This window comes from Pseudomonas sp. CK-NBRI-02 (assembly GCF_008124495.1).
Lineage (GTDB): Bacteria > Pseudomonadota > Gammaproteobacteria > Pseudomonadales > Pseudomonadaceae > Aquipseudomonas > Aquipseudomonas guariconensis.
In genome coordinates this window covers 1-24,726 of sequence record NZ_VSJH01000030.1, presented here as the reverse complement: position 1 = coordinate 24,726, position 24,726 = coordinate 1, and the positions used below count along the sequence as shown (strand labels likewise).

Here is a 24,726-nt window from a genome sequence, read left to right as displayed (position 1 = left end):
GGATCAATTGTCGCTAGTGGCATTGCTCTTGCGCCGTGGAATACCCAGGCGTTGACGTCGTTCCCACAGGCATTTGCGGCTGACGCCCAGCTTGCGGGCCAGCTCGGTCTCGGTCATGTGATCCTGATGCTCGAGGACGAAATGCTGGAAGTAGTCTTCCAGGGACAAGTCCTCGGTTGGTTCATGGCTGGCGTTGTTGGTACCGGCGCCGGCCACGGCCGGAGCGGTGTCGAACGGCCCTTCGTCCTCCAGGCCGCTCAACTCGATGTCGATGCCCAGCAGATCAGCGGAGATTTCCGCGCTCTCGCTGAGAATCACCGCGCGCTCCACGGCGTTTTCCAGCTCGCGTACGTTGCCTGGCCAACTGTAATGACGGATCGCTTGCTCGGCCTCGGCGGAGAAGTGCAGATCGTCTCGGCCGATGCGAGCGCTCTGGCGGGCCAGGAAGGCATCGGCGATTTCGTTGACGTCGCTGCCGCGCTCGCGCAGGGCCGGAAGCTTCAGGGCAATCACGTGCAGGCGGTAATAAAGGTCTTCGCGGAACTGCCCTGCCTTGGCCAGGTTCTTCAGGTCGCGATGGGTCGCGGCTATCAGACGGACATCGACCTTCTGCGATTGCACCGAGCCGACCCGACGGATCTCGCCTTCCTGTAGCACACGCAGCAGGCGGGCCTGGGCTTCGAGTGGCAGCTCGCCGATTTCATCGAGGAACAGCGTACCGCCGTCGGCCGCTTCGACAAGGCCGGCACGGCCTGCGCTGGCACCTGTGAACGCGCCTTTCTCGTGGCCGAACAGTTCGGACTCGATCAGGGTTTCCGGGATGGCCGCACAGTTGACCGAGATCATCGGGGCTTTGGCGCGACGCGACAGGTTGTGCAGGGCGCGGGCGACCAGCTCCTTGCCGGTGCCGGATTCACCCTGGATCAGGACATTGGAGTCGGTAGGCGCGACCTTGCGGATCTTGCCGAACATGTCCTGCATCGGTGGGCACGAGCCAATGATGCCGATCTCGCCGTTGGCCGAGGCCGGGCTGGCCTTGTCGGCGGCGACTGCCTTGCCGTTGGCGCGCGGCTCGGCGGCGCTGACGGCGGCAGGTGCCGGGGCGTTCTGCCGGTCGCGCAGGATGCGCGCCACGGCCTGGAGCATCTCGTCGTGATCGAAGGGCTTGGCGATGTAGTCCACCGCGCCCATTTTCATCGAATCGACCGCCGAGCGCAGGCTGGCATAGCTGGTCATGATCAGCACCGGTGTGCCCTGGCCGAGCTTGATCAACTCGGTGCCCGGGGCGCCGGGCAGGCGCAGGTCGCTGACGATCAGGTCGAAGGTGGCAATGCTGAAGCGTTCCTGGGCTTCCTGCACCGAGCCGGCTTCGCTGACTTGGTACTGGTTCCGCTCGAGCAGTCGACGCAAGGCCGAGCGGATGATGGTTTCGTCTTCGACGATCAGAATGTGCGGCATTGATTCAATTCTCTCGACGGTCTCGAATTTCAGGGGACGTCGCTACGACATGCCTTGGCAGGGTCACGCGGATCCGGGTACCACGTTGGCGTTCGATATCGGCCGGGCTGTCGATGGTGATTTGCCCATAATGCTCTTCCACGATGGAATAGACCAGAGCAAGCCCCAGTCCAGTGCCTTCGCCAGGGTCCTTGGTGGTGAAGAAGGGCTCGAACAGCCGGTCCATGATGTTTTTCGGGATTCCGCTGCCTTCGTCCTCGACGATCAGGTCGACAGTGTGCTCACACACAGCGCTGCGCACACGCACGGCGCTGCCGGGCGGGGATGCGTCGCGGGCGTTGGAAAGCAGGTTGATCAGCACCTGGGCCAGGCGCTGGGGATCACCCTCGGCCCAGTGATCCGGGTCGCAGAGGTTGAAGAACTGTACTTCGAAATTGCGCCGGTTCAACGCCAGCAGACCAATGGCATCTTGCGCGACTTCGGCCAGGCACACCGGCTCCTCGCTGTTCTGGTGGCTGCCACCTGCATGGGCGAAGCTCATCAGCGACTGGACGATGCGCGAAACGCGTTTGGTCTGTTCGATGATCTGGCTGGAGAGTTCGATGATCTCGCCATCGCCTTCACGCTCTTCGCGCAGGTTCTGCGCAAGGCAGGCGATGCCGGTGATAGGGTTGCCGATCTCATGGGCCACGCCCGCAGCCAGGCGACCGATGCTCGCCAGGCGCTCTGAATGCACCAGTTTGTCTTCCAGGGCCTGGGTTTCGGTCAGATCCTCGACCAGCAGCACCAGGCCGCTGTTGCCCGGTGCCAAGGGCTCGGCGATGGCCGCCTTGTGCAGGTTGAGCCAGCGGGTCTGTCCGTCCAGGGCCAGGCGCTGCTTGTGCAGGTGTTCGTCGGGGATGTTGATGAAGTTCTGCAACAGCCCGCGCCAAGGCTCGCTGACAGTGACCAGACGCGAGCCGACCACATGCATGGCAGCCACACCGGTCAGCTCTTCCATGGCTTTGTTCCACATCAGGATCTCTTGGTCCTTGGCCAAAGAGCACACGCCCATGGGCAGCTCCTGCAGCGTCTGGCGGTGGTAGCGGCGCAGGGCATCGAGCTCGGCGGCGAGGCCGGTCAGGCGCGAGTGGTAGTCTTCCAGGCGGCTTTCGATGAAGTGGATGTCTTCGGTGACGTAGTTCTCGTTGCCCGATTTGTAGGGCAGGAAGGTCTCGACCATGTCCTGGGCCACGCTCGGCCCCATCAGTCCCGACAGGTTGGCCTCGATGCGGTCGCGCAGGCGGCGCAAGGCATAGGGGCGGCGTTCGTCGAAGGGCAGGTAGAGGTCACGCAGGGCCTGCTCGACTTCCTTCTGCGCGGCCTTCGCGCCCAGGGGCTTGGCCAATTGGGTGGCGAACTCCTGGGGCGAGGCGGCATGTAGCTCACGCCGTTGTGGCCGGCGCACGTTGTCCACGGCGCAGGCCTCGGCAGCGCTGACTTCTTCGCTGCTGGCATTGGTGAACAGCGAGATCAGGGTGAACAGCAGGACGTTGGCGGCCAACGAGCCGATGGCTGCCATGTGCCAGCTGGTGTCGTCCAGCACGTAGATCATGTCCAGCAGCGGGATATAGAAGCCCTGCAGATTGCCCAGCAGCGGCAGCAGCATGGTCACCATCCACACCGCGATGCCCGCCATCAGGCCGGCGATGAAGCCGCGGCGGTTGGCAGTCGGCCAGTACAGCACCGAAAGCACGCCCGGCAGGAACTGCAAGGTGGCGACGAAAGCGACGATGCCCAGGTTGGCCAGGCTCTGGTGATTGTTCTGGGTCAGGTAGAAGACGAAGCCTGCCGCGATGATGGCGACGATCAGGGCGCGCCGGGTCCACTTCAGCCAGCGGTAGATGTTGCCCTCGGCCGGTGGCTGATAGAGCGGCAGCACCAAGTGGTTGAGGGCCATCCCCGAGAGGGCCAGGGTGGTGACGATGATCAGCCCGCTGGCGGCAGAGAGGCCACCGACATAGGCGAGCAGGGCCAGCGCTGGGTTATCGGCGGCGATGCCCAGGCCCAGGGTGAAGTACTCTGGATTGGTGCTCGCGCCCAGGCGCAGGCCGGCCCAGAGCACCAGCGGCACGGCCAGGCTCATCAGCAGCAGGAACAGCGGCAGGCCCCAGCTGGCGCTGACCAGCGAGCGCGGGTTGAGGTTTTCGGTGAAGGCCATGTGGTACATGTGCGGCATGACGATGGCCGAGGCGAAGAACACCAGCAGCAGGGTTCGCCACGGACCTTCCTGCAGCGGCGTGTGCAGTGCGGCCAGCGCAGTCTGGTTCTGCAGCAGCCAGACCTCCAGCTGGTGCGGACCGCCGAATACGCCATACAGCGCATACAGACCGATACCGCCCAGGGCCAGCAGCTTGATCACCGATTCGAAGGCGATGGCGAACACCAGGCCTTCGTGTTTTTCACGCGTGGCGATGTGGCGCGAGCCGAAGAAGATCGTGAACAGGATGATCAACACGCAGAATGCGAAGGCTACCCGAGCCTTGACCGGCTCGCCGGTGAGGATGCTGATCGAGTCGGCCACCGCCTGGATCTGCAGGGCCAGCAGGGGCAGCACACCGATCAACATGAAGATGGTGGTGAGCGCGCCGGCCCACGTGCTGCGAAAGCGAAACGCCAGCAAGTCGGCCAGCGACGAGAGCTGGTAGGTGCGGGTGATCTTTAGAATGGGATAGAGCAGCACCGGCGCCAGCAGGAAGGCCCCGGATACCCCTAGGTAACAGGCCAGGAAGCCATAGCCGTACTGATAGGCCAGGCCCACCGAGCCATAGAAGGCCCAGGCACTGGCATAGACGCCCAAGGACAGGGTGTAGGTCAGCGGGTGGCGGATGATCGAACGCGGGATCAGCCCACGCTCGCTGATCCAGGCCACACCGAACAGCACCAGCAGGTAAGCGGCGCTGATCAGGATCATCTGGGTCAGGCTAAAGCTCATCGGCATCTCGTTGGCTCTGCAAAATGAAGGTGACGACGATGAGGATCAGCCAGAGCAGGTAGGGTCGGTACCAGGCACCGGTCGGCTCGATCCACCAGTCCATGATGGCCGGGGAAAACAGGTAGATCCCCACGACCAGAAGCAGGACCAAACGATAGATGTACATGCTGGCCTCGAAGGTTGGGCGCTGCGGGCTTGGACTTATTATTGGCGCAAATGGCTGGGACGATGCTAGCGGGATTCATCCTCGCTCGGCAACAATTTGAATTTATTGGGTTTTTGCACCGCGCTTGTTACAACGGGCCTGCGCGAACGCTCGATCAGCGCAGATCAGCCTCCGGCACCGTCAATTTGTGGGCGATCGCCTCGGGGCGCCACTGCTGCCGTGCGACCGTCAGCACCTCGGCGGGGCTGGCGCGCTCCATGCCAGGCTCTGTGGCCTGGCCCAGGGCCCGCAAGGCGCGCAACAACAGGGGCGTAGCTTGATCGGCCGCCAATGGTGGCGAGCGATAGGATTTACCCAGCTTGTGGCCGTCCGGCTGAGTGATCAGCGGGATGTGCAGGTAGCGTGGCTGGGAGAAGCCCAGCAATTCCTGCAGGTAGAGCTGGCGAGGTGTGTTGTCCAGGAGATCGGCGCCCCGAACGATATCGGTGACGCCTTGCCAGGCATCGTCCAGCACCACGGCCAGTTGGTAGGCGTAGAGCCCGTCCCGGCGCTGGATGACGAAATCGCCCACCTCACGTCCCAGGTGTTGCTCGAAAGCCCCCTGGACGCGATCGGTGAAGCGGTAGATCAACTCCGGCACCCGCAGGCGGATCGCCGCGCCTTCGCGGGCATGTCCGGCGTTTCGGCACAACCCCGGATACACCCCGCCATAACCCTCCAGTTGTTTGCGCGAGCACGTGCAGGCATAGGCCAGGCCCATGCGCATCAGACGCTCGACCACCTTGGCATAGGCTTCGTGGCGCTGGCTTTGGTGGACGACCTCGCCGTCCCACTCCAGGCCGTAACGCTCCAGGGTTTGCAGGATGGCATCCCGTGCACCGGGCATTTCCCGAGGCGGGTCGGTGTCCTCCATGCGCAACAACCAGCGTCCGCCCACCGCGCGGGCATCGAGCCAGGAAGCGAGCGCCGCGACGAGCGATCCGAAGTGCAGAAAGCCGCTGGGGGTGGGGGCGAAGCGCCCGATGTAGCTGGAGTCGTTCATGGGTTTGCAGGCTATATAAATGAAACGGGGCGCATCGAGCGCCCCGTTCAGGTGGGAATCAGGTCAGGCCTTGCCGACCTGCTTTTCCTTCTTCTCCGCCAGTTCCTTGCAGTCGAAGCACAGGTCGGCGGTTGGGCGCGCTTCCAGGCGACGCAGGCCGATCTCGACGCCGCAGGCTTCGCACCAGCCGTACTCTTCGTCCTGGATCGATTGCAGGGTCTTGTCGATCTTCTTGATCAGCTTGCGTTCACGATCCCGGTTGCGCAGTTCGAGGGCGAATTCCTCTTCCTGGCTGGCACGGTCGGCAGGGTCCGGGAAGTTGGCTGCTTCATCCTTCATGTGGTCTACAGTCCGATCCACACTGGTCATCAGCTCTTGCTTCCAGGCACTGAGGAGTTTGGTGAAATGCTTGCGCATGGGTTCACCCATGTACTCTTCGCCCGGCGTTTCCTTATAGGGTTCGACACCGTACATGGTTTGACCGGCTTTTTGCTTTTCTACGGTGGACATGAATAGACCGCCTCTCACTCATCTGATCCAATGCGCAGGCTGCTCCATCTCCGGCACCCGCCGGCCCTGCGACTGCGAGCCGCCGAACTTACCAGATAGATCGGGGGTGCGCTACCCCGCCCGATCCTAGGAGTTGACAGCGGTGCGAGCCGCACGTTCGATGCCTCGCAGGGGTAGAATCACCAGTTTAGACCCAATTGAGAGAAGGCCCATGGCTCAGCCCTACAGTGCACGCAGTCGCGCTATCGAACCCTTCCACGTCATGGCGTTGCTGGCGCGCGCCAATGAGCTGCAGGCGGCTGGCCATGATGTCATCCACCTGGAGATCGGCGAGCCGGACTTCACCACCGCCACGCCCATCGTGGCGGCTGGCCAGGCGGCCTTGGCCTCGGGCCACACCCGCTACACCGCGGCCCGCGGCCTGCCCGCCCTGCGCGAGGCGATTGCAGGTTTCTACGACCAGCGCTACGGGGTGAGCGTCGACCCTGAACGGATCCTCATCACCCCGGGCGGCTCCGGTGCGTTGCTGCTGGCCAGCAGTCTGTTGGTCGATCCGGGCAAGCACTGGCTGCTGGCCGACCCCGGCTACCCGTGCAACCGCCACTTCCTGCGTCTGGTCGAAGGTGGGGCGCAACTGGTACCGGTAGGGCCGGACGTCAATTATCAACTGACGGCCGACCTGGTCGACCGCTACTGGGACAAAGACACTGTCGGTGCCTTGGTGGCCTCGCCTGCCAACCCCACGGGTACAGTGCTCGAGCGTGACGAGTTGGCCAGCCTCTCCAAGGCTACCCGCGAGCGCCACGGGCATCTGGTGGTGGACGAAATCTATCATGGCCTCACCTATGGCATGGACGCACCGAGCGTGCTGGAGGTGGACGACCAGGCGTTCGTCTTGAATAGTTTTTCCAAGTATTTCGGCATGACCGGTTGGCGCCTCGGCTGGCTGGTCGCACCGCCCAGCGCGGTGAAGGACCTCGAAAAGCTGGCGCAGAACCTCTACATCAGTGCGCCGAGCATGGCCCAGCATGCCGCGCTGGCCTGCTTCGAACCTCAGACCCTGGCCATTCTGGAAGAACGTCGTGCCGAGTTCGCCCGCCGCCGGGACTTTCTGCTGCCGGCGCTGCGCGAGCTGGGCTTCGGCATCGCCGTGGAGCCGCAGGGCGCTTTCTATCTGTATGCCGATATCAGTGCCTTCGGTGGCGATGCCTTCGCTTTCTGCCAGCACTTCCTGGAAACCGAGCACCTGGCCTTCACGCCGGGCCTGGACTTCGGTCGTCACCAGGCCGGTCATCATGTGCGGTTCGCCTACACCCAGAGCCTGCCGCGTCTTGAGGAAGCCGTGCAACGCATCGCACGTGGCCTGAGGAGCTGGCAAGGCTGATGTTGTTCTTCCCTGCACTCGAACAGGCGCGCTTGTTGCGCCGCTACAAACGGTTCCTGGCCGACATCGAGTTGGCCAGCGGTGAGCAACTGACCATCCACTGCCCCAACACCGGCTCGATGCTCAATTGCATGCGCGAGGGCGGGCAGGTTTGGTTCAGCCGCTCCAACGACCCCAAACGCAAGTTGCCCGGCACCTGGGAGATCAGCGAGACGCCCCAGGGGCGCCTGGCCTGTGTCAACACGGGGCGGGCCAATGCCTTGGTGGAGGAAGCGCTGCGCGCCGGACGTATCACCGAACTGGCCGGGTTCACGGCGCTCAAGCGCGAAGTGGCGTATGGCGAGGAAGGCAGCCGGGTGGACTTTCGTCTGGAGTTCGCCGAGGGGCCGGCTTATGTGGAGGTCAAGAGTGTGACCCTGGGCTACCCGGACACGCCGGTCGCAGCTTTTCCCGACGCGGTGACCCAGCGCGGCGCCAAGCACCTGCGCGAGCTCGCAGCCTTGGCGCGCCAGGGAATCCGTGCGGTGCAGTTGTATTGCGTGAACCTGACCGGTGTCGAGGCGGTGCGTCCGGCCGAGGAAATCGACGCGGCTTATGCCCAGGCCCTGCGCACTGCAGTGGCCGATGGCGTGGAGGTGCTGGCCTACGGCACGCGCCTGGACGCCGAGCAGATCGTCATCGACAGGCCATTGCCGGTGCTGCTCACGTCTTGAGCCAGATGCCCTGGCTGTCTTCAAGGCAGGCCAGGGCCTGCAACTGTTCGCCCTCGCAGGGGCCGGCCACGCATTCGCCGCTTTCGATCAGGAACAACGCGCCGTGATGGGCGCAGTGGATCAGGCTGGCGCTCTGATCGAGAAAAGCATCCGCCTCCCAATTCAATGGAATGCCCTTGTGGGGGCAGCGGTTGCGATAAAGGTAAACCTGGCCCTGACGCCGTACGCCGAAAACTTGCTCGCCCGCTACGCTGAATGCGCGGCTGTGGCCTTCGGCGAGATCGAGGGATGCGCAAAGGAAATGCATTGAAGCAGACAGCTCATGTGACAAAGGGATGGCTTGACGCCTCAATGCGAACAATTATCAAATTGCTCGCAGTCGCTGCGCCAGGCTGCCTATGGTGCGCAGTTCCGTCGCCCGCTACAAGGCGCGCGGCCCGCCTTCTGTAAAGGAAAACGATGATGCGTCGTCCCGCTGCCCTGATCGTCCTGTGTGCAAGTCTTGTACTTGCCACCCAGGCATTGGCCGCCGAGCTACCCCAGCGCTGGGTCAGTGCGGGTGGCGCCTTGAGTGAATGGATCAGCGCCCTGGGGGGGGAGCGGCAACTGGTGGGGGTCGATACCACCAGTCAGCACCCTGAGTCGCTCAAATCGCTGCCTAGCATCGGCTACCAACGGCAATTGTCCGCCGAAGGGATTCTCAGCCTGCGCCCGGATGTCTTGGTCGGCACCGAGGAGATGGGGCCGCCGCCGGTGCTGGCGCAAGTGCGCAAGGCCGGGGTGCGGGTGGAGTTGTTCTCCAGCAAGGCCGAGTTGGACGCCGTGGACGATAACCTCCAACGCCTAGGCAGTTTGCTGGGGGCCGAACAGAAAGCCGCCGAGCTGACCGCCGGTTACCACCGGCAACTCGATGCGCTGCAAGCCAGGGTCAAGCAGGCCCAGGCCAGCCAGAAGGCGCCAGGGGTTCTGCTGCTGGTCGGGCATGCAGGTGCCAAGCCCCTGATCGCAGGCCTGGGCACATCGGGGGACTGGCTGCTACGCCAGGCCGGTGCCCGTAACCTGGCCGAGCATCCGGGTTACAAGAACTTCTCGGTCGAGGCTCTGGCAGCGCTGGATCCAGATGTGCTGGTGCTCTCCGATCGCAGTCTCGAGGGCGAGCAGGCGCTGCAGGCGTTGCTCAAGGAAAACCCCGCGCTGGCCACGTCCCGGGCAGTCCGAGAGAGGCGCCTGGTAGCGCTGGACCCGACCTTGCTCGTCGGTGGTCTTGGCCCGCGCTTGCCGGCCACCTTGACCGCACTGGCCGAGGCCTTCTATCCGGTGGCCAAGGCCCAATGAGAGGCCGCGTTCAGTCCCGCGCGCTGTTTGTCTGTCTGACGCTGTCGTGCCTGTTGGCCGTTTGGTTGTCGCTGGCGCTTGGGCCGGTCAGCCTCCCGCTGTTCGATACCCTGCGTGCGGGCCTGCGACTGCTGGGTGTGCCGGTTCACGCCGAGGGGCTGGAACAAGCCGAGATGATCCTTGGGCAGATCCGCTTGCCTCGTACCCTCCTGGGGCTGGCGGTGGGCGCGGTGCTGGCGTTGTCCGGCGTGACGATGCAGGGGCTGTTCCGCAACCCTCTGGCAGATCCTGGGCTGGTCGGGGTGGCCAGTGGAGCAGCGCTGGGGGCGGCGGTGGCGATTGTCGGTGGTAGCTGGCTGGGCGGGATCCCAGAGTGGTTCTCGCCTTACCTGTTGTCGGGCTGTGCCTTCGTGGGCGGCCTCGGTGTGACCGCGCTGGTGTATCGCCTGGGCCGGCGCGACGGGCAAACCAGCGTCGCCACCATGCTGCTCGCAGGCATCGCCCTGACTGCATTGGCCGGTTCGGCGGTCGGCTTGTTAACCTACCTGGCCGATGACGCAACGCTGCGCACCTTGACCTTCTGGAACCTGGGCAGCCTCAACGGTGCCAGCTACGAGCGCCTGTGGCCCTTGCTGCTGGTGACAGCAGCGGTTGCGCTGTGGCTGCCACGCCGCGCCCAGGCGCTCAATGCCCTGTTGCTGGGCGAGTCCGAGGCCCGGCACCTGGGCATCGATGTGGAGTCGCTCAAGCGTGAGCTGGTGTTCTGTACTGCCCTGGGCGTGGGGGCTGCGGTGGCGGCTGCGGGGTTGATCGGTTTCATCGGCTTGGTAGTGCCGCACTTGATGCGCTTGCTGGCAGGCCCCGACCACCGGGTGCTGCTGCCTGCCTCGTTGCTCGCAGGGGGCGCCTTGCTCTTGTTCGCCGACTTGGTGGCCCGGCTGGCGCTGGCACCGGCGGAGCTGCCGATTGGCATCGTTACTGCGTTCCTCGGCGCGCCGTTCTTCTTGTTCTTGTTGATACGAGGGCGAAGCTGATGCTGGAAGCCCAAGGGGTACGTTTGCGGCGCGGAACCCAGGACGTGCTGCAGGCGATCGACTTGCACGTGCGTCCTGGGCAGGTCCTGGGTGTACTGGGCCCCAATGGGGCCGGCAAAAGTAGCCTGTTGGGCGTGCTGTGCGGCGAGCTGGCTCCCAATCAGGGGCAGGTGCGCTTGCGTGGTCGCACCTTGGCGGACTGGCCAGGCCAAGCACGCGCTCGTTGCCTGGCGGTACTGCCGCAGGTTTCCACCCTTGGGTTTGCATTTGGTGTCGAAGAAGTGGTCGGGCTTGGCCGGCTGCCTCACGCCAGTGGTCAGCAACGCGACCAGGAAATCGTCCACGCCGCCTTGGGTGCGGCTGATGCCCTGCACCTGGTCGATCGCAGCTACCTGGCGCTGTCCGGTGGCGAGCGCCAGCGGGTTCACCTGGCCCGGGTGCTGGCGCAGCTGTGGCCGGGGGAGGAGGGCGCCACCCTGCTGCTGGACGAGCCCACTTCGATGCTGGACCCCTTGCACCAGCACACCACCTTGCAAGCGGTGCGGCGCTTTGCCGACCAGGGCGCGGCGGTGATGGTGATTCTGCACGACCTCAACCTCGCCGCGCGCTACTGTGACCAGATCCTGTTGCTGGAGCAGGGACGCTGCCATGCGCTGGGCACCCCGCAGCAGGTGTTGACGCCTGACGCGCTCAAGGCGGTATTTGGAATCGATGTGCTGGTGCAGCCGCACCCGGAGCTCGGTCATCCGTTGATCATCACCCGCTAGGAGGCTTTGCCCATGCGCCATCCCGTGCTGTCCGGCCTATCGATCCTGCTGGCTTTGGTGTTGTCCGGCTGCCAGGCCAGCCTGCCCGACTTGCCGGCGTGGCAGGCTGGCGAAGGACGCGATAGCGCACAACTGGGGCAAATCCGTGACCTGGCGACGGGTGAGCAGCTCACGCCAGAGCAGCTAGTTGCGTACCTGGCCCCGGCGCCTCGGGTGCTGGTGGGAGAGAAGCACGACAATCCCGATCACCACGCGTTGCAGCTGTGGCTGTTGCGAGCCTTGGAGGCCCGTCGCCCCCAGGGCAGTCTGTTGCTGGAGATGCTGCAGCCTTCGCAGCAACCGCTGATCGATGCCGTGCAAGGGCAGGCGGTCATGCCTGAGGATTTGCCCAAAGCCCTGGCCTGGCAGGACGGCTGGGACTGGCAATGGTATGGGCCGATCGTGCAGGAGGCTTTGCATCGGCAGATTGCGCTGCTGGCGGCCAATCTTTCGCCGGAGGAGTTGCGTCAGGCTTATCGGGACACCCCGGTGTTGCAGGGGCCGCGCTCGAATGCACCTGCGGTCAAGGCTGCGCTGCTAGACCAGGTGCGCGCCGGACACTGTGGATTGCTGCCGGAAAACCAGCTGCCGGCCATGCTTGCCGTGCAGCAGCAACGCGACCGCCGCATCGCCGAACGCGTCCTTGGCGCGCCACAACCGGCCCTGTTGCTGACCGGCAGCTACCATGCGCGCAAGGACTTGGGTGTGCCACTGCACCTGGCTGATCTGGGCGCAGAGGGCGAATCCAAAGTGTTGTTACTGGTGGAGGTGGGCGAAAAAGTCGAGCCGGGCATGGCCGACTACGTCTGGTACACGGCCGCCTTGCCTGAACAGGACTACTGCGCCCGATTGCGTCGTTGATCGGCCTTTGTTTATCCGAGGCAAAAAAAGACCCGGCAAAGTGCCGGGTCAATAACCGTGATTAGCCTGATGAGGAGATAATCTGAGCGTCCGAACCAAGGACTTTTCAGGTTATCCAACCAGTCTCGCGACCAGTTGTGATAATCATAACGATTCTCATTTATAGGTCAATCCCCCCATCCCGCCTATTTTGATTTTTTTTGCACAGGGCTTTTGGCGTCCAGCTGTTCATCGAGCGCTTGTTTACGCTCGACCGGCAAATCATTCCAGTGCATGTCCAGCAGTGCCGCCTCGATGGAGTACAACAATACCTTCGATGCCCGGAACCCCCGCGACTTCACAGCCTGGTAGGCGCCTACCGCGCCCAGGCGGCGCAAGTCCGATGCACTGTGGATGCCGACGGCATGAAGCCATTGCGCGGAGGTCTTGCCAAGATTTCTCAGATGCTGCAATTCATCGTTCATCGGGCCTCCTTGCGATGGCTGAACGAGGTCTTTGGGATAAATCGCGAGCAGGTTTCAGAGGAGTGTAGCGGGGGTTGGGAATTACGCGGCCTTTTGCCATCGACCCCCGACGAGGGCCACCCTGAAAACCGGGCGTTGGCATCTGTGAGCGTGGCTTTACCCGGTCGCGATGGCATGCAAAAAGGGCTGCAAGAGCAGCCCTTCATGAATCGTTCAGATGCCTGGGAGACGCTGGCGGATCTGCTCGATCAATTGGTCCATGCTGGCGCTTTCCTGTGTGTCCACCCGCTTGCAGTGGGGCAGTTCTTCGGCGCTCAGCGGTTCGCGGCAGGCCTGTTGGGCCTTGACCACTTCCAGGGTGGCATCGGAGGGGTCGTTAGCCTCGGTCTGGCGCTGGGCCAGCCAGCTGGCGATGACCGCGTCGGGCGCCTGGCAATCGAGGATCAGGAACGGAACGCCCGTTTCGTTGGCAACCTGGGCCGCGGCTTGGCGCTGGGCCAGCTTGAGGTAGGTGGCATCGAGCACCACCGGGAAGCCTGCACGCAGGATGATCGCCGCCAGCTCATGCAGGCGCTGATACGTGGCGCGGCTGGCGTCCTGGTCATAGATGCCGGCCTGCAGTTGGCCAGCGCTTTGTTGCTGTTGCTCGCCGAACAGGCGCTTGCGCTCGACATCCGAACGTACACGAATCGCGCCCAGGGCTTCGACCAGACGCATGGCCACGTGGCTCTTGCCCACGGCCGAGACGCCATGGGTGATGGCCAGCAGCCGCGATGGAATGGCACTGTAGCTTTCGGCCAGGTTGGCATAGTTGCGGTAGGTGCGCAGGGTGGTGGCACGCTGCACGCCGTCGGCATCGGCCGGCATGCTGAACAGTGCGACCTTGGCGCGCACCAGGGCGCGGTAGGCCTTGTAGAAGTTGAGCAGTTCCAGGCCTTCGTAGTCGCCGGTCAGCTCCAGGTATTGGCTGATGAAACGACGGGCCAGGCATTTCAGCCCGCGGTCTTCGAGGTCCATGGCCAGGAAAGCGGTGTCGGCATAGACGTCGGTCAGGCGGAACGGCTCGTTGAATTCGATGCAGTCGAAGATCACCACCTTGCCGTCGATCAGCGTGGCGTTGCCCAGGTGGATGTCGCCATGGCACTCGCGGATGAACCCCTGGGCCTTGCGCGCCTCGAGCAACCCGTGAAGCCGCTCGAAGCTGCTGCGGGCCCACGCCTGTAGGTTGTCCAGTTGTTGCAGGTCGGCCTTGTCGCTGAGGAACGGACGGATCTGCTCGAAGTTCTGCTCGACCGGTGCCATGACACTGTCAGGTGTGCCTAACGGATGCTCGACCGATACCTTGGGCGCCTGCAGGTGGAATTCGGCGATCTGGCGGGCCATCTGGTCGATGTGGCTGGCATTGAGTTCGCCATTGGCCTGCAAGGTACTGAGCATCTGGCCTTGAGGGAACTGGCGCATCTTCAAGGCATACTCGATCGGTGCGCCGGCGCCGCCCAGTTGCGGGGCATCGGCCGTTCCTGTGATCGGCAGCACTTCCAGGTACAGGCCCTCGGTAAGGCGCTGGTTCAGGCGTAGCTCTTCGTTGCAGAAGTGACGGCGTTGGTCCAGCTCGGTGAAATCCAGGAAGCCGAAGTTCATCGGCTTCTTGATCTTGTAGGCGTACTCGCCGGTCAGCAGCACCCAGGAGATATGCGTCTCGATGAGTTGGAACCCGTCCACCGGGTGGGCATAGAGGGCGGGGTTCTGCAGCGCGCTGATCAGGGCTTGGCTCACGGGCAATCCTTCTGGGGCAGGGAATTCGAAAGCGCCATTATGGTCAATGGTGCCGTCCCTGCAAACAGCTGGAAATCCTGGCGGATGAACGCGAGCTTTCCGTTTCGTCCCGCAGGCCACTAGCCTTTATCAAAGTGCGTATAATCCGCCGCCATGACTCGTACCCGAAACTCCCGTACCCCCAAGAAACGCCCGACCGGCCGCTCCCGCGCCTGGCTGGGCTGGGCGCTCAAGCTCAGCCTGGTCGGCCTGGTGGTGCTCGCCGGCTTCGCGGTTTATCTCGATGCTGTCGTCCAGGAGAAGTTCTCCGGCAAGCGTTGGACCATCCCGGCCAAGGTATACGCCCGTCCGCTGGAGCTGTTCGTCGGCCAGAAGTTGAGCCGCAACGACTTCCTCACAGAGCTCGATGCCCTGGGCTATCGTCGTGAAGCGGCCGCCAACGGCCCGGGCGCGGCCTCGGTCAACGGCAACACGGTCGACCTCAATACCCGAGGCTTTCAGTTCTACGAGGGCATGGAACCTGCGCAGTTCGTGCGCGTGCGTTTCTCCGGCGATTATGTCGCCGGGCTGTCCGGTGCCAATGGTGGCAAGCTGGATGTGGTGCGACTCGAACCGCTGATGATTGGCGGCATCTATCCCAAGAATCTCGAAGACCGGATCCTGATCAAGATCGACCAGGTTCCGCCTTATCTGCTGGAAACCCTGGTCGCCGTTGAAGACCGCGACTTCTACAGCCACCATGGCGTATCGCCCAAATCCATCGCCCGTGCCTTGTGGGTCAACACCTCCGCAGGCGCCATGCGCCAGGGCGGTAGTACCCTGACCCAGCAGTTGGTGAAGAACTTCTTCCTGACCAACGAGCGCAGCCTCAGCCGCAAGCTGAACGAGGCCATGATGGCCATGCTGCTGGAGCTGCACTACGACAAGCGCGAGATCCTCGAGGCGTACCTCAACGAGGTATTCGTCGGCCAGGATGGGCAGCGTGCGGTGCACGGCTTCGGCCTGGCCAGCCAGTTCTTCTTCAGCCAGCCGCTGCAGGAGCTCAAGCTGCACCAGATCGCCTTGCTGGTGGGGATGGTCAAAGGGCCGTCCTATTACAACCCGCGTCGTTATCCCGAGCGTGCGCTCACCCGACGCAATTTGGTGCTCGACCTGCTCGCCGAGCAGGGCGTGGTCAGCCAGGAGATGGCCGAAGCGGCGAAAAAGATGCCGCTGGGCGTGACCAAGCGCGGCAGTCTGGCCGACAGTTCCTTCCCGGCTTTCCTCGACCTGGTCAAGCGCCAACTACGCCAGGACTATCGCGACGAAGACTTGACCGAAGAAGGCCTGCGTATCTTCACCAGCTTCGATCCGATCCTGCAGATGAAGGCCGAGACGGCCATGAGCGAGACCTTCAAGCGCCTGGCCGGGCGCAAGGGTGCCGATGAGGTCGAGTCGGCGATGGTAGTGACCAATCCGGAAACCGGTGAGGTGCAGGCGCTGATCGGCAGCCGGCAGGCCGGCTTCGCCGGGTTCAACCGCGCCATCGACGCCGTACGGCCGATCGGCTCGCTGGTCAAGCCAGCGGTCTACCTGACCGCCCTGGAACAACCCAGCAAGTACACCTTGACCAGTTGGGTGCAGGACGAGCCGTTCTCGGTCAAAGGCGCTGACGGCCAGGTCTGGCGTCCGCAAAACTACGATCGTCGCCCCCACGGCACCATCTACCTGTACCAAGGGCTGGCCAACTCCTACAACCTGTCCACCGCCAAGATCGGTCTGGAAGTGGGCGTGCCCAACGTGATCAAGACCATTGGCAGGCTGGGCGTGAAGGTCGACTGGCCGGCGTTCCCGTCCATGCTGCTGGGCGCGGGCGGCATGTCGCCGATGCAGGTGTCGACCATGTACCAGACCATCGCCAACGGCGGTTTCAACACGCCGATGCGTGGTATCCGCAGTGTGCTCACCGCCGAAGGCGAGCCGCTCAAGCGCTACCCGTTCCAGATCCAGCAGACCTTCGATCCAGGTGCCATCTATCTGGTGCAGAACGGCATGCAGCGGGTGATGCGCGAGGGTACCGGCCGTTCAGTCTACAACGTGCTACCCCGTTCGCTGACCCTGGCAGGTAAGACCGGTACCAGTAACGATTCGCGCGACAGCTGGTTCTCCGGCTTTAGCCAGGATTTGCTGGCGGTGGTCTGGCTGGGCCGCGACGACAACGGCAAGACGCCGTTCACCGGTGCCACGGGTGCCTTGCAGGTATGGACCAGCTTCATGAAGAAAGCCGACCCGCTGCCGCTGGACATGCCGCAACCGGACAACGTGGTGCAAGCCTGGATCGACCCGTACAGCGGCCAGGGGTCGGACGGTAGCTGTCCGGGGGCGGTGCAGATGCCGTATATTCGTGGAAGTGAACCGCCTGCCGGCGCTGCCTGTGGTGGCCCGCAAGACCCAGTGGAGTCCGTCATGGACTGGGTCAAGGGATGGATGAATTGAGCGCTAGCTTTGAAGAGGGTGTGAAGTGAACAAGTGGTTGTTTCCTGCCTTGACGGCGATTGCCGTGCTCCAGGGGTGCTCCAGCGTTCCTCGCGGCAATATCCCCGTGGTGGACTCGAGCACCCGGGTATCGAACAGTGAGCGAATTGCGAGCAACCGTAACGTTGCCCGCCAGCCCAGCGGAGGCACCAGCCAGGCGCAGTCCCTGCCTGAGGATTCCGGTGTGACCGTGGTGATCCCGCAAGGCGCTGGCGCAGCGCCCATCCAGGCCTTCCCGGCCGGTACGGGGGCTGCGCCAATCAGCACTGGGCCAATCACCCCTGGCCCTGTGAGCAGCGGCCCGATCGCCACCAACCCCAACCCGATTGCCGACGAGCCGTTCGACATCGCCTCGATGAACAGCGCGTCCAGCACGCCCAGCGCTCCGACCGGTATTCCGCGCAGCAACGCCACCGGCGGGCTGTCGGCCGATGAGCAGCTCGATGGGCCGGTGCTGGCGCTGCTGACCACCGCTCAGCAGCAACAGGGCGGTGGTGACTTCAACGGCGCCGCCTCGAGCCTGGAGCGTGCCCAGCGCATTGCTCCGCGCGAGCCGCAGGTACTGTTCCGTCTGGCCCAGGTGCGCCTGGCCCAGGGCGACTCGGCGCAGGCTGAGCAACTGGCACGTCGTGCGTTGACCTACGCCAATGGGCGTCCCGACCTGCAGGCCGAGCTGTGGAACACCATCGCCCAGGCCCGTGAGAAGCAAGGGGACAGCCAGGGTGCGGCGTTGGCGCGGCAGAAGGCGCGGACTACCTCGTGATGGAGCAACGCATCCTCGATATTGCCGATCATCTGTTGTTGATCGAGCGCGAATTGCAGGTCCAGGGCTGGTGGAGCGAACAGGTGCCCAGCGCCGAAGCACTGGCCAGCGTGGTCCCGTTCGCGGTGGATGTGATGACCTTCGAGCAGTGGCTGCAATGGATTTTCCTACCGCGTATGAAGCTCATCATCGAGCACGGTCACCCGCTGCCCAATGCCTCTGGCATTCTGGTCATGGCCGAAACGGTGTTCGTCGATCGCCCAGAGCAGAGTCGCGAGCTTAGACGTCTGCTGGCAGCATTTGACCAATTGATCAGTCCTTCCGCCTGATTTCTTCTTTTTTTCCTATAAGGGCCGCAGATTGTGGCCCTTTTTTTTGGAAATCTTTATTTTCCTGCTGCTGACCACCTTTTTCGTGGTGGCAGGAATTCATCCTGGGGAAAAATTGGCAATAATTTTTCTTGACTTGCGCGCGACGAATCAGAAGAATCCAGATTCCGCTGTAGAGGGACTGCCAGAAGCAGACCCGCTAAGCAGATCATGAGGCGCACACCCGCGCCGACTTGTAACACCCCGCAACGCGTTACCTCGCGCTGGGTGGGAACCCCCCGCAACACTCTGGGGCGCTCCCAATACTTGCTCAGTCAGTGCTGACGTTCGCTCATGCTCTGCTTGGCAGTAAACCTATTAAGACCCGTCCATTTGAGGGCGGTATTCTGGCGTTTTAGAGGTGAACAACGTGGAGCTTTTATCTGGCGCTGAGATGGTCGTCCGCTTCTTGCGTGACGAAGGCGTTAAGCACATCTATGGGTACCCTGGCGGTGCTCTCCTTCATGTTTACGACGCCCTGTTCAAGGAACCGGAGATCAACCACATCCTGGTTCGTCACGAACAGGCTGCCACCCATATGGCGGACGGTTACGCCCGTGCAACCGGCAAGGCCGGCGTGGTGCTGGTGACTTCCGGCCCAGGCGCGACCAATGCCATCACCGGCATTGCCACTGCCTATATGGACTCGATCCCGATGGTCATCCTGTCCGGTCAGGTGCCTAGCACCATGGTTGGTACCGATGCCTTCCAGGAAACCGACATGATTGGTATTTCCCGGCCGATCGTGAAGCACAGCTTCATGGTCAAGCATGCCTCGGAGATTCCCGAAGTCCTGAAAAAAGCCTTCTACCTGGCGCAATCCGGCCGTCCAGGCCCGGTCGTGGTCGACATTCCAAAAGATATGACCAACCCGGCCGAGAAGTTCGAGTACGTCTATCCCAAGAAGGTCAAGCTGCGCTCCTACAGCCCGGCTGTCCGCGGTCATTCCGGCCAGATCCGCAAAGCGGCCGAGATGCTCTTGGCAGCCAAGCGTCCGGTGGTCTATTCCGGCGGTGGGGTCATTCTTGGCGGCGGCTCCGAAGCCCTTACCGAGATTGCCAAGTCGTTGAACCTGCCGGTCACCAATACCCTGATGGGGCTGGGTGGCTTCCCGGGCACCGATCGTCAGTTCATCGGCATGCTGGGCATGCACGGCAGCTACACCGCCAACATGGCGATGCACAATGCAGACGTGATCTTCGCTGTCGGTGCGCGTTTCGACGACCGCGTAGTCAATGGCCCGGCCAAGTTCTGCCCGAACGCCAAGATCATTCACATCGACATCGACCCGGCGTCGATCTCCAAGATGATCAAGGCCGACGTGCCGATCGTTGGCCCGGTCGAAAGTGTGCTCACCGAGATGCTCACCATCCTCAAGGAGATCGGCGAGCAGCCTGACAAGGCGGCACTCGATGCCTGGTGGAAGCAGATCGACGAGTGGCGAGGTGACCGCGGCCTGTTCCCTTACGACAAGGGCGATGGCAGCGTCATCAAGCCGCAGACCGTGATCGAAACCCTGTGCGAAGTGACCAAGGGCGATGCCTTCATCACCTCCGATGTCGGCCAGCACCAGATGTTCGCGGCGCAGTACTACCGTTTCAACAAGCCAAATCGTTGGGTCAACTCCGGCGGCCTGGGCACCATGGGCTTCGGCTTCCCGGCGGCGATGGGCATCAAGCTCAACTTCCCTGACCAGGACGTGGCTTGCGTGACCGGTGAAGGCAGTATCCAGATGAACATCCAGGAACTGTCCACCTGCATGCAGTACGACCTGCCGGTGAAGATCGTCAACCTGAACAACGGTGTGTTGGGCATGGTTCGTCAATGGCAGGACATGGCCTACAGCGGCCGTCACTCGCATTCCTACGTGGAGTCGCTGCCTGACTTCGTCAAGCTGGTTGAGGCCTATGGCCATGTGGGTATCCGCATCACCAGCCTGAAGGACCTCAAGCCAAAACTGGAAGAGGCTTTCGCGATGAAGGACCGCCTGGTGTTCATCGACATCGCGGTCGACAGGACCGAGCACGTCTACCCGATGCAGATCAAGGACGGCTCGATGCGTGACATGTGGCTGAGCAAGACGGAGCGTACCTGATATGCGGCACATCATTTCCCTGCTGTTGGAAAACGAACCCGGTGCCTTGTCTCGCGTGGTCGGTCTGTTCTCCCAGCGTAACTACAACATCGAAAGCCTGACCGTGGCGCCGACCGAGGACCCGACTCTGTCGCGCCTGACCCTGACGACCGTTGGTCATGACGAAGTGATCGAACAGATCACCAAGAACCTGAACAAACTGGTCGAAGTGGTCAAGCTCGTCGATCTGTCGGAGAGTGCTCACATCGAGCGCGAGCTGATGCTGGTCAAGGTCAAGGCCACCGGCGCCCAGCGCGCCGAGATCAAGCGCACCACGGATATCTTCCGTGGCCAGATCGTCGATGTCACCGCCAGCGTGTACACCGTGCAACTGAGCGGTACCAGCGATAAGCTGGACAGCTTCATCCAGGCCATTGGCACCGCGTCGATCCTGGAAACCGTGCGCAGCGGCGTTACCGGCATTGCCCGTGGCGACAAAGTGCTCAGTATCTGAATACGCATACAAGAATCAGTGATGGCTCCGTGGAGCCGAGATATAACAGGGGTATTTCATGAAAGTTTATTACGACAAAGACTGCGACCTTTCCATTATCCAGGGCAAGAAAGTCGCCATCATCGGTTACGGCTCCCAGGGGCACGCCCAGGCGTGCAACCTCAAGGACTCCGGTGTGGACGTTACCGTCGGTCTGCGTAAAGGTTCGGCCACCGTTGCCAAGGCAGAAGCCCACGGCCTGAAAGTCGCTGACGTTGCTACTGCCGTCGCCGCTGCCGACCTGGTCATGATCCTGACCCCGGACGAGTTCCAAGGCGCCCTGTACAAGAACGAAATCGAGCCGAACATCAAGAAGGGCGCTACCCTGGCCTTCTCCCATGGCTTCTCGATCCACTACAACCAAGTCGTTCCGCGTGCCGACCTGGACGTGATCATGATCGCGCCGAAGGCTCCGGGTCACACCGTTCGCTCCGAGTTCGTCAAGGGCGGCGGCATCCCTGACCTGATCGCCGTCTACCAGGACGCCTCCGGCAACGCCAAGAACGTTGCTCTGTCGTACGCCTCGGGCGTCGGCGGCGGCCGTACCGGTATCATCGAAACCACCTTCAAGGACGAAACCGAAACCGACTTGTTCGGTGAGCAGGCCGTTCTGTGCGGCGGTACCGTCGAGCTGGTCAAGGCCGGTTTCGAAACCCTGGTCGAAGCGGGCTACGCGCCGGAAATGGCCTACTTCGAGTGCCTGCACGAGCTGAAGCTGATCGTTGACCTCATGTACGAAGGCGGTATCGCCAACATGAACTACTCGATCTCCAACAACGCCGAATACGGTGAGTACGTCACCGGTCCGGAAGTCATCAACGAAGAATCCCGCAAGGCCATGCGCAACGCTCTGAAGCGCATCCAGGACGGCGAGTACGCGAAGATGTTCATCTCCGAAGGCGCCACCAACTACCCATCGATGACCGCCAAGCGTCGTAACAACGCCGCTCACGGCATCGAAGTCATCGGCGAGCAACTGCGCTCCATGATGCCTTGGATCGCGGCCAACAAGATCGTCGACAAGACCAAGAACTAAGTCTTGCGTCGGTAACATGAAAAACGCGGCTTCGGCCGCGTTTTTTCGTTTACGCGGCCTGCTTCTGGTATAAAGCGACCAGTGGCTTGCCGTCAGAACCTGTTTCGCAGGCCCGTGTCGAATATTTTCCACCCCAGTTGCAAGGTACTTTTCATGAGCGAACGTCCCGAAGAGCCGAATAAGCCCTCCGACGCCGAAAGCCTGCTACCTGTCGATGAGCATATTGAAGAAGGGCATGACGCCGAAGGGCGCAAGGTCCGTCACCGTGGCATTTACCTGCTACCCAACCTGTTCACGACCGCCAACCTGTTTGCCGGTTTCTATTCCATCGTCAGCTCCATCAGCGCGCACGGTTACCTCAGTGCCGGCGACCCGCGTGAAGCGAGCAAGTACTTCGCGTTCGCCGCGATCGCCATCTTCGTGGCCATGGTCCTCGATAGCCTCGATGGTCGTGTTGCGCGCATGACCAACACCCAGAGCGCCTTCGGTGCCGAGTACGACTCGCTGTCGGACATGGCGGCCTTCGGCGTTGCGCCTGCCTTGCTGGCGTTCGTCTGGGCGCTGGGCGACATGGGCAAGGTCGGCTGGATGGTCGCCTTCATCTATGTCGCTGGTGCGGCATTGCGTCTGGCGCGCTTCAATACCCAGGTCGGCACGGCTGACAAGCGCTACTTCATCGGCCTGGCCAGTCCGGCTGCCGCCGGTGTGGTCGCTGGCACCGTATGGGCCTTCAGTGACTATGGCATCCAGGGCTCCAAGCTGTCGTTCCTGGTCGCCTTGTTGGTGGCCGCTGCCGGCATGCTGATGGTCAGCAACATCAAGTACAACAGCTTCAAGGAGCTGGACCTCAAGGGGCGCGTGCCCTTCGTGGCCATTCTCGCTGTGGTGCTGGTGTTCGCGGTGGTGTTCAGCGACCCGCCCCGAATCCTGCTGCTGATCTTCCTCGGCTATGCGATTTCCGGCCCTGTGCAGTATCTGCTGCGTGGTCGTCGCCGCAAAAGCTGACAAAGCGTTAATGTTGGAATAACCCTCCGGCTCCATAGTCTTACAGGTACATCCGTTGCCTGTGCTGTGGAGCCGTCATGCTTATCAAGTCTCCCAGATCGTCCGATTGCAAAGCGTCGGAGATCACCCCTGAAAGACTCTATCTTTCCAGGCGTTCAATGCTTGGGGCTTCCCTGGCAGGGCTGGCCCTTGGCGCGTTGCCGCGTGCTGGTTCGGCTGTCGAGGCGTCGCGCTATGCCGACGTCGCGCCTGGTGCCGCGCCTGCCTGGTTCACAGACAAGCTGGCAGCCGCGCGCTGGCAGGCTGTGACGGTCAAGGACGAAGCGATTACGCCGTTCAAGGACGCCACCCATTACAACAACTTCTATGAGTTCGGCCCCGACAAGGGGGACCCAGCGGCCAATGCCGGTGCGCTTAAGACCGAGCCCTGGACTCTGGTGGTCGATGGTGAAGTGGCCAAGCCCGGTCGCTATGCCTTGGAAGACTTCGTCAAACCCTACCAGCTCGAAGAGCGCATCTATCGGTTGCGTTGTGTCGAGGCCTGGTCGATGGTCATCCCCTGGCTGGGCTTTCCATTGGCACAGGTGCTCAAGCAGGTCGAGCCGAACTCCAAGGCGCGCTACGTACGCTTCGAGACGCTGCAGGATCCGCAGAGCATGCCTGGGCAGCGCTCAGGCTTTGCCTTGATCGATTGGCCCTATGTAGAGGGGCTGCGCCTGGACGAGGCGATGCATCCCCTGGCGATTCTGGCGGTAGGCATGTATGGCCGGGAGTTGGCCAATCAGAACGGCGCGCCGTTGCGCCTGGTGGTGCCATGGAAGTACGGGTTCAAGAGTATCAAGTCCATCGTGCGCATGAGCCTGGTGGCGGAACGGCCAAGCACCACCTGGGAGAGTCTTGCGCCTACGGAGTATGGTTTCTATGCCAACGTCAATCCGATGGTCGACCACCCGCGCTGGAGCCAGGCCAGGGAAAGACGTTTGCCCAGTGGGCTGTTCAGTCCCAATGTGCGCGATACCCTGATGTTCAATGGCTACGCCGATGAAGTGGCGTCGCTGTATGCGGGGCTCGATCTGCGGAAGAACTACTGATGCGTTATCCCTGGTTTCGACTGGCCATTTTCCTGGTGGGGTGTGCGTTTCCCGGTTGGTGGCTATATGAAGCGGCGATGAATCTGCTGGGACCAGACCCTGGCAAAATTTTGGTAGATCGCCTGGGTCTTGGCGCGTTGACCTTCTTGCTGGTCACCTTGAGCATGACGCCGTTGCAGAGACTCACAGGGTGGCCCGCTTGGATAGTCGTGCGGCGGCAACTGGGGTTGTGGTGCTTCGCTTACGTCGTCCTGCACATGGCTTCCTATATTGTGTTCATCCTCGGGCTGGACTGGGGGCAATTGGGTGTCGAGCTGCGCAAGCGGCCTTACATCATTGTGGGAGTGTTGGGCTTTCTTGGCCTGCTGGCGCTCGCGGCGACGTCGAATCGTTACAGTCAGCGGAGGCTCGGGGCGCGATGGAAGAAGTTGCACCGGTTGGCTTATGGGATTCTCGGGTTGGGATTGCTGCACTTCCTCTGGATCGTTCGCTCAGATCTGCAAGAGTGGGGGATATACGCCGCCGTCGGGGCAGTATTGATGTTTGTGCGTATTCCGCCGGTGTGGCGTCGTGTCCCTCGTTTGCTGGGGCGGGGCAGGGCGGTTTGAAACTTTCTTGAAATAACTGTTGACGGGGTTTCGAATCCCCTTATAATGCGCCCCACTTCCGACGCAGTCGAAACGCAAAACTCCTTGATAATCAACGGGTTGAACGCTTCAGGTAGTATTGGAAGGGCTTCGGTCTTCTGATCGGCAGCGGTGAAAAAGGCAGTTGACAGCAGGTTTTAACGCTGTATGAT

Annotated in this window: 23 protein-coding genes; 15 read left to right on the top strand and 8 right to left on the bottom strand. The window is 62.4% G+C overall.

Annotated elements, in window-relative coordinates; all coding sequences use genetic code 11:
- Positions 1-3: 3 nt before the first annotated feature.
- The 5 genes from DQ397_RS17685 to dksA form a co-directional block, all read right to left on the bottom strand.
- Complete coding sequence (locus tag DQ397_RS17685) at positions 4-1,458, bottom strand: sigma-54 dependent transcriptional regulator (RefSeq protein ID WP_043210058.1); 1,455 nt, start codon at positions 1,456-1,458, stop codon at positions 4-6.
- Positions 1,459-1,462: 4 nt separating this feature from the next.
- Entirely contained in the window at positions 1,463-4,438 is a 2,976-nt protein-coding gene (locus DQ397_RS17680) for a sensor histidine kinase (RefSeq protein WP_168166402.1), read from the bottom strand.
- Positions 4,422-4,598 carry a hypothetical protein gene (locus DQ397_RS17675; RefSeq protein ID WP_003250005.1) on the bottom strand — a complete coding sequence of 59 codons (177 nt, stop codon included), beginning with the start codon at positions 4,596-4,598 and terminating at the stop codon, positions 4,422-4,424. The genes DQ397_RS17680 and DQ397_RS17675 overlap by 17 nt, the downstream gene beginning before the upstream one ends.
- Before the next feature lie 154 nt (positions 4,599-4,752).
- Positions 4,753-5,640 (bottom strand): tRNA glutamyl-Q(34) synthetase GluQRS, encoded by an 888-nt coding sequence (gluQRS, locus tag DQ397_RS17670; RefSeq protein ID WP_043210053.1) that lies wholly within the window; start codon positions 5,638-5,640, stop codon positions 4,753-4,755.
- Positions 5,641-5,703: 63 nt separating this feature from the next.
- Entirely contained in the window at positions 5,704-6,150 is a 447-nt protein-coding gene (dksA, locus tag DQ397_RS17665) for an RNA polymerase-binding protein DksA (RefSeq protein WP_043210050.1), read from the bottom strand.
- A 211-nt stretch (positions 6,151-6,361) separates the two neighbouring features.
- Here dksA and DQ397_RS17660 point away from each other — a divergent pair, with 211 nt between their 5' ends.
- Together DQ397_RS17660 and sfsA are read left to right on the top strand one after the other, a co-directional pair.
- Positions 6,362-7,534, top strand: coding sequence for a pyridoxal phosphate-dependent aminotransferase (locus DQ397_RS17660; RefSeq protein WP_043210048.1), 1,173 nt, complete (start codon positions 6,362-6,364; stop codon positions 7,532-7,534).
- Positions 7,534-8,247: a DNA/RNA nuclease SfsA gene (gene sfsA, locus DQ397_RS17655; protein ID WP_043210046.1), complete on the top strand. Its 714-nt coding sequence runs from the start codon at positions 7,534-7,536 to the stop codon at positions 8,245-8,247. The genes DQ397_RS17660 and sfsA overlap by 1 nt, the downstream gene beginning before the upstream one ends.
- Here sfsA and DQ397_RS17650 read toward each other — a convergent pair.
- On the bottom strand, positions 8,237-8,554 hold the full coding sequence (locus DQ397_RS17650; RefSeq protein WP_043210043.1) for a Rieske (2Fe-2S) protein: 318 nt from the start codon (positions 8,552-8,554) through the stop codon (positions 8,237-8,239). The two genes, sfsA and DQ397_RS17650, sit on opposite strands and share 11 nt — an antisense overlap.
- 152 nt (positions 8,555-8,706) lie before the next feature.
- On the opposite strand from DQ397_RS17650, the gene DQ397_RS17645 reads away from it, so the two are divergent.
- Genes DQ397_RS17645 through DQ397_RS17630 form a run of 4 tightly spaced genes read left to right on the top strand, consistent with a single transcriptional unit; the run spans position 8,707 to position 12,283 of the window.
- The gene (locus DQ397_RS17645; RefSeq protein ID WP_043210041.1) at positions 8,707-9,582 is read left to right on the top strand and encodes a hemin ABC transporter substrate-binding protein; all 876 of its coding nucleotides are present in this window, start codon (positions 8,707-8,709) and stop codon (positions 9,580-9,582) included.
- Positions 9,583-9,632: 50 nt separating this feature from the next.
- A complete protein-coding gene (locus DQ397_RS17640; RefSeq protein WP_178113800.1) occupies positions 9,633-10,616 on the top strand; it encodes an iron ABC transporter permease in 984 nt (327 codons plus the stop codon).
- Positions 10,616-11,383: a heme ABC transporter ATP-binding protein gene (locus tag DQ397_RS17635; protein WP_043210037.1), complete on the top strand. Its 768-nt coding sequence runs from the start codon at positions 10,616-10,618 to the stop codon at positions 11,381-11,383. The genes DQ397_RS17640 and DQ397_RS17635 overlap by 1 nt, the downstream gene beginning before the upstream one ends.
- A 12-nt stretch (positions 11,384-11,395) precedes the next feature.
- Entirely contained in the window at positions 11,396-12,283 is an 888-nt protein-coding gene (locus DQ397_RS17630) for a ChaN family lipoprotein (RefSeq protein ID WP_043210035.1), read from the top strand.
- Positions 12,284-12,468: 185 nt separating this feature from the next.
- Here the strand turns inward: DQ397_RS17630 and DQ397_RS17625 are convergent, their stop codons facing one another.
- Together DQ397_RS17625 and DQ397_RS17620 are read right to left on the bottom strand one after the other, a co-directional pair.
- Complete coding sequence (locus DQ397_RS17625) at positions 12,469-12,747, bottom strand: TfoX/Sxy family protein (RefSeq protein WP_043210034.1); 279 nt, start codon at positions 12,745-12,747, stop codon at positions 12,469-12,471.
- 213 nt (positions 12,748-12,960) lie between these two features.
- Positions 12,961-14,523 (bottom strand): bifunctional aminoglycoside phosphotransferase/ATP-binding protein, encoded by a 1,563-nt coding sequence (locus DQ397_RS17620; RefSeq protein ID WP_043210032.1) that lies wholly within the window; start codon positions 14,521-14,523, stop codon positions 12,961-12,963.
- Between the two features lie 153 nt (positions 14,524-14,676).
- Here DQ397_RS17620 and mrcB point away from each other — a divergent pair, with 153 nt between their 5' ends.
- From mrcB to msrQ, 9 genes are all read left to right on the top strand, one after another.
- A complete protein-coding gene (mrcB, locus tag DQ397_RS17615) occupies positions 14,677-16,998 on the top strand; it encodes a penicillin-binding protein 1B (protein WP_148921592.1) in 2,322 nt (773 codons plus the stop codon).
- Positions 16,999-17,023: 25 nt separating this feature from the next.
- Positions 17,024-17,800 (top strand): tetratricopeptide repeat protein, encoded by a 777-nt coding sequence (locus DQ397_RS17610; RefSeq protein WP_043215772.1) that lies wholly within the window; start codon positions 17,024-17,026, stop codon positions 17,798-17,800.
- Positions 17,797-18,129, top strand: a complete 333-nt coding sequence (locus DQ397_RS17605) for a YqcC family protein (protein WP_043215773.1) — start codon at positions 17,797-17,799, stop codon at positions 18,127-18,129. The genes DQ397_RS17610 and DQ397_RS17605 overlap by 4 nt, the downstream gene beginning before the upstream one ends.
- A 409-nt stretch (positions 18,130-18,538) precedes the next feature.
- Positions 18,539-20,263 carry an acetolactate synthase 3 large subunit gene (locus tag DQ397_RS17600; RefSeq protein WP_043215778.1) on the top strand — a complete coding sequence of 575 codons (1,725 nt, stop codon included), beginning with the start codon at positions 18,539-18,541 and terminating at the stop codon, positions 20,261-20,263.
- 1 nt (position 20,264) lies between these two features.
- Positions 20,265-20,756 carry an acetolactate synthase small subunit gene (gene ilvN, locus DQ397_RS17595; RefSeq protein ID WP_003250040.1) on the top strand — a complete coding sequence of 164 codons (492 nt, stop codon included), beginning with the start codon at positions 20,265-20,267 and terminating at the stop codon, positions 20,754-20,756.
- A gap of 58 nt (positions 20,757-20,814) precedes the next feature.
- Positions 20,815-21,831: a ketol-acid reductoisomerase gene (ilvC, locus tag DQ397_RS17590; protein ID WP_043215774.1), complete on the top strand. Its 1,017-nt coding sequence runs from the start codon at positions 20,815-20,817 to the stop codon at positions 21,829-21,831.
- A gap of 153 nt (positions 21,832-21,984) precedes the next feature.
- Positions 21,985-22,836 carry a CDP-diacylglycerol--serine O-phosphatidyltransferase gene (gene pssA, locus DQ397_RS17585; RefSeq protein ID WP_043215775.1) on the top strand — a complete coding sequence of 284 codons (852 nt, stop codon included), beginning with the start codon at positions 21,985-21,987 and terminating at the stop codon, positions 22,834-22,836.
- Positions 22,837-22,913: 77 nt separating this feature from the next.
- Complete coding sequence (gene msrP / locus DQ397_RS17580) at positions 22,914-23,927, top strand: protein-methionine-sulfoxide reductase catalytic subunit MsrP (protein WP_043215776.1); 1,014 nt, start codon at positions 22,914-22,916, stop codon at positions 23,925-23,927.
- Positions 23,927-24,535, top strand: a complete 609-nt coding sequence (gene msrQ / locus DQ397_RS17575; RefSeq protein ID WP_043215777.1) for a protein-methionine-sulfoxide reductase heme-binding subunit MsrQ — start codon at positions 23,927-23,929, stop codon at positions 24,533-24,535. The genes msrP and msrQ overlap by 1 nt, the downstream gene beginning before the upstream one ends.
- Positions 24,536-24,726: the final 191 nt, after the last annotated feature.

Coding starts and splice junctions, on each gene's coding strand:
- DQ397_RS17685 (WP_043210058.1), bottom strand. CDS start 1,458: ATGCCGCACATTCTGATCGTCGAAGACGAAACCATCATCCGCTCGGCC.
- DQ397_RS17680 (WP_168166402.1), bottom strand. CDS start 4,438: ATGCCGATGAGCTTTAGCCTGACCCAGATGATCCTGATCAGCGCCGCT.
- DQ397_RS17675 (WP_003250005.1), bottom strand. CDS start 4,598: ATGTACATCTATCGTTTGGTCCTGCTTCTGGTCGTGGGGATCTACCTG.
- gluQRS (WP_043210053.1), bottom strand. CDS start 5,640: ATGAACGACTCCAGCTACATCGGGCGCTTCGCCCCCACCCCCAGCGGC.
- dksA (WP_043210050.1), bottom strand. CDS start 6,150: ATGTCCACCGTAGAAAAGCAAAAAGCCGGTCAAACCATGTACGGTGTC.
- DQ397_RS17660 (WP_043210048.1), top strand. CDS start 6,362: ATGGCTCAGCCCTACAGTGCACGCAGTCGCGCTATCGAACCCTTCCAC.
- sfsA (WP_043210046.1), top strand. CDS start 7,534: ATGTTGTTCTTCCCTGCACTCGAACAGGCGCGCTTGTTGCGCCGCTAC.
- DQ397_RS17650 (WP_043210043.1), bottom strand. CDS start 8,554: ATGCATTTCCTTTGCGCATCCCTCGATCTCGCCGAAGGCCACAGCCGC.
- DQ397_RS17645 (WP_043210041.1), top strand. CDS start 8,707: ATGATGCGTCGTCCCGCTGCCCTGATCGTCCTGTGTGCAAGTCTTGTA.
- DQ397_RS17635 (WP_043210037.1), top strand. CDS start 10,616: ATGCTGGAAGCCCAAGGGGTACGTTTGCGGCGCGGAACCCAGGACGTG.
- DQ397_RS17630 (WP_043210035.1), top strand. CDS start 11,396: ATGCGCCATCCCGTGCTGTCCGGCCTATCGATCCTGCTGGCTTTGGTG.
- DQ397_RS17625 (WP_043210034.1), bottom strand. CDS start 12,747: ATGAACGATGAATTGCAGCATCTGAGAAATCTTGGCAAGACCTCCGCG.
- mrcB (WP_148921592.1), top strand. CDS start 14,677: ATGACTCGTACCCGAAACTCCCGTACCCCCAAGAAACGCCCGACCGGC.
- ilvN (WP_003250040.1), top strand. CDS start 20,265: ATGCGGCACATCATTTCCCTGCTGTTGGAAAACGAACCCGGTGCCTTG.
- ilvC (WP_043215774.1), top strand. CDS start 20,815: ATGAAAGTTTATTACGACAAAGACTGCGACCTTTCCATTATCCAGGGC.
- pssA (WP_043215775.1), top strand. CDS start 21,985: ATGAGCGAACGTCCCGAAGAGCCGAATAAGCCCTCCGACGCCGAAAGC.
- msrP (WP_043215776.1), top strand. CDS start 22,914: ATGCTTATCAAGTCTCCCAGATCGTCCGATTGCAAAGCGTCGGAGATC.
- msrQ (WP_043215777.1), top strand. CDS start 23,927: ATGCGTTATCCCTGGTTTCGACTGGCCATTTTCCTGGTGGGGTGTGCG.